This window comes from Gordonia sp. 852002-50395_SCH5434458 (assembly GCF_001665905.1).
In the GTDB taxonomy this organism is placed as follows: Bacteria; Actinomycetota; Actinomycetes; order Mycobacteriales; family Mycobacteriaceae; genus Gordonia; species Gordonia jacobaea.
In genome coordinates this window covers 1-3398 of record NZ_LZTC01000102.1, presented here as the reverse complement: position 1 = coordinate 3398, position 3398 = coordinate 1, and the positions used below count along the sequence as shown (strand labels likewise).

The 3398-nt window shown below is 54.7% G+C and carries 2 rRNA genes; both read left to right on the top strand.

The window, feature by feature from the left end:
- Positions 1-20 precede the first annotated feature (20 nt).
- A 23S ribosomal RNA gene (locus A5785_RS22115) occupies positions 21-3155 on the top strand.
- Positions 3156-3274: 119 nt separating this feature from the next.
- Positions 3275-3391 (top strand): 5S ribosomal RNA (gene rrf / locus A5785_RS22110).
- Positions 3392-3398 lie beyond the last annotated feature (7 nt).

Genomic DNA, 3398 nt, shown 5'->3' with positions numbered 1-3398 from the left:
GGGTGTGTTTGTAGGTGTTGTTGTAAGTGTTTTAGGGCGTTCGGTGGATGCCTTGGTACCAGGAGCCGATGAAGGACGTGGTAGGCCGCGATAGTCCTCGGGGAGTTGTCAAACGAGCTGTGATCCGAGGGTGTCCGAATGGGGAAACCCAGCACGAGTGATGTCGTGTTACCACCAGCTGAATGTATAGGCTGTGTGGGGGGAACGTGGGGAAGTGAAACATCTCAGTACCCATAGGAAGAGAAAACAATTGTGATTCCGTGAGTAGTGGCGAGCGAAAGCGGAGGAGGCTAAACCATGCGCATGTGATACTGGGTAGGGGTTGTGTGTGTGGTGTTGTGGGGTTCATCTTCTCCGATCTACCTGTCGGGGCGTGAGTGATAAATGCTGCATGTTAGGTGAAGTGGCCTGGAATGGTCTGCCGTAGACGGTGAGAGTCCGGTAGCTGAAAACGTGTGGTCTTGCGTGATGGGTGCCCAAGTAGCAGCGGGCTCGTGGAATCTGCTGTGAATCTGCCGGGACCACCCGGTAAGCCTGAATACTTCCTGGTGACCGATAGCGGACAAGTACCGTGAGGGAAAGGTGAAAAGTACCCCGGGAGGGGAGTGAAATAGTACCTGAAACCGGACGCTTACAATCCGTCAAAGCCTGTGAATCATTTGGTTGGTTGTGGGTGATGGCGTGCCTTTTGAAGAATGAGCCTGCGAGTTAGTGCTCGGTGGCAAGGTTAACCCGTGTGGGGTAGCCGTAGCGAAAGCGAGTCTGAATAGGGCGTGGAGTCGCCGGGTCTAGACCCGAAGCGGAGTGATCTACCCATGGCCAGGGTGAAGCGTCGGTAAGACGTCGTGGAGGCCCGAACCCACTTCAGTTGAAAATGGAGGGGATGAGTTGTGGGTAGGGGTGAAAGGCCAATCAAACTCCGTGATAGCTGGTTCTCCCCGAAATGCATTTAGGTGCAGCGTTCTGTGTTTCTTACCGGAGGTAGAGCTACTGGATGGCCGATGGGCCCTACTAGGTTACTGACGTCAGCCAAACTCCGAATGCCGGTAAGTGAGAGCAGGGCAGTGAGACTGCGGGCGATAAGGTTCGTAGTCGAGAGGGAAACAGCCCAGATCGCCGGCTAAGGCCCCTAAGCGTGTACTAAGTGGAAAAGGATGTGGGGTCGCGAAGACAACCAGGAGGTTGGCTTAGAAGCAGCCACCCTTGAAAGAGTGCGTAATAGCTCACTGGTCAAGTGATCCTGCGCCGACAATGTAGCGGGGCTCAAGTACACCGCCGAAGCCGCGGCACTCACATAAGCCCGCCCATGATCTACGGGTTGTGGGCTAGGTGTGTGGGTGGGTAGGGGAGCGTCCTGCATCCGTGGAAGCGCCCGTGTGAACGAGGTGTGGAGGGTGTGGGAGTGAGAATGCAGGCATGAGTAGCGAAAGCAGAGTGAGAAACTCTGCCGCCGAATGACCAAGGGTTCCTGGGCCAGGCTAATCCGCCCAGGGTGAGTCGGGACCTAAGGCGAGGCCGACAGGCGTAGTCGATGGACAACGGGTTGATATTCCCGTACCCGTGTATCCGCGCCCATGCTGAATCAGTTGTACTAACTGTCCAGATCCTCCGAGAAGACCTTCGGGTCTCGAGTGGGGTGATGCACAGGACCTTGGCTGGTAGTAGGCAAGCGATGGGGTGACGCAGGAAGGTAGTGGTGCCAGGCGATGGTTGTCCTGGTGTAAGCCTGTAGGACGAAACATAGGTAAATCCGTGTTTCATGAAGTCTGAGAGGTGATGCGTAACCGTTGTGGTGAAGTCCATGATCCTATGCTGCCGAGAAAAGCCTCTAGTGAGTTGGTACACGGCCCGTACCCCAAACCAACACAGGTGGTCAGGTAGAGAATACTAAGGCGATCGAGAGAACTGTGGTTAAGGAACTCGGCAAAATGCCCCCGTAACTTCGGGAGAAGGGGGACCCATACTGGTGGCCGGATTTACTCCGTGAGCTGGTGTGGGTCGCAGAGACCAGAGAGAAGCGACTGTTTACTAAAAACACAGGTCCGTGCGAAGTCGTAAGACGATGTATACGGACTGACGCCTGCCCGGTGCTGGAAGGTTAAGAGGACCGGTTAGTTCCCTTCGGGGGGCGAAGCTGAGAATTTAAGCCCCAGTAAACGGCGGTGGTAACTATAACCATCCTAAGGTAGCGAAATTCCTTGTCGGGTAAGTTCCGACCTGCACGAATGGCGTAACGACTTCTCTGCTGTCTCAACCACAGACTCGGCGAAATTGCAGTACGAGTAAAGATGCTCGTTACGCGCGGCAGGACGAAAAGACCCCGGGACCTTCACTATAGCTTGGTATTGGTGTTCGGTTCGGTTTGTGTAGGATAGGTGGGAGACTGTGAAGTGGGCACGCCAGTGTTCATGGAGTCATTGTTGAAATACCACTCTGATCGTATTGGACTTCTAACCTCGGACCCTGATCGGGTTCAGGGACAGTGCCTGGTGGGTAGTTTAACTGGGGCGGTTGCCTCCTAAAATGTAACGGAGGCGCCCAAAGGTTCCCTCAGCCTGGTTGGCAATCAGGTGTTGAGTGTAAGTGCACAAGGGAGCTTGACTGTGAGACGTACATGTCGAGCAGGGACGAAAGTCGGGACTAGTGATCCGGCACCAACGTGTGGAAGTGGTGTCGCTCAACGGATAAAAGGTACCCCGGGGATAACAGGCTGATCTTCCCCAAGAGTCCATATCGACGGGATGGTTTGGCACCTCGATGTCGGCTCGTCGCATCCTGGGGCTGGAGTAGGTCCCAAGGGTTGGGCTGTTCGCCCATTAAAGCGGCACGCGAGCTGGGTTTAGAACGTCGTGAGACAGTTCGGTCTCTATCCGCCGCGCGCGTTAGAAACTTGAGGAAACCTGTCCCTAGTACGAGAGGACCGGGACGGACGAACCTCTGGTGTGCCAGTTGTTCCGCCAGGAGCACTGCTGGTTAGCTACGTTCGGAAGGGATAACCGCTGAAAGCATCTAAGCGGGAAGCCTGTTCCAAGATGAGGTTTCTCACCCTCTTGAAGGGTTAAGGCCCCCTATAGACCATGGGGTTGATAGGCCAGAACTGTACGCCTAGTAATAGGTTTAGGTGACTGGTACTAATCGGCCGAGGACTTACCAACAACACCCAACACATCAACTTGTAATAAAGGTGTGTTCGCATCCACTATGACACTTCTGAAACAACACACGCAATCGCTCAACAAAGAGCACATCCTGCGTGGATGTTGTTTCATATTGTTTCGGCGGCTATAGCGGTGGGGAAACGCCCGGTCCCATTCCGAACCCGGAAGCTAAGCCCACCAGCGCCAATGGTACTGCACTCTAATCGGTGTGGGAGAGTAGGACACCGCCGAGCACAACAT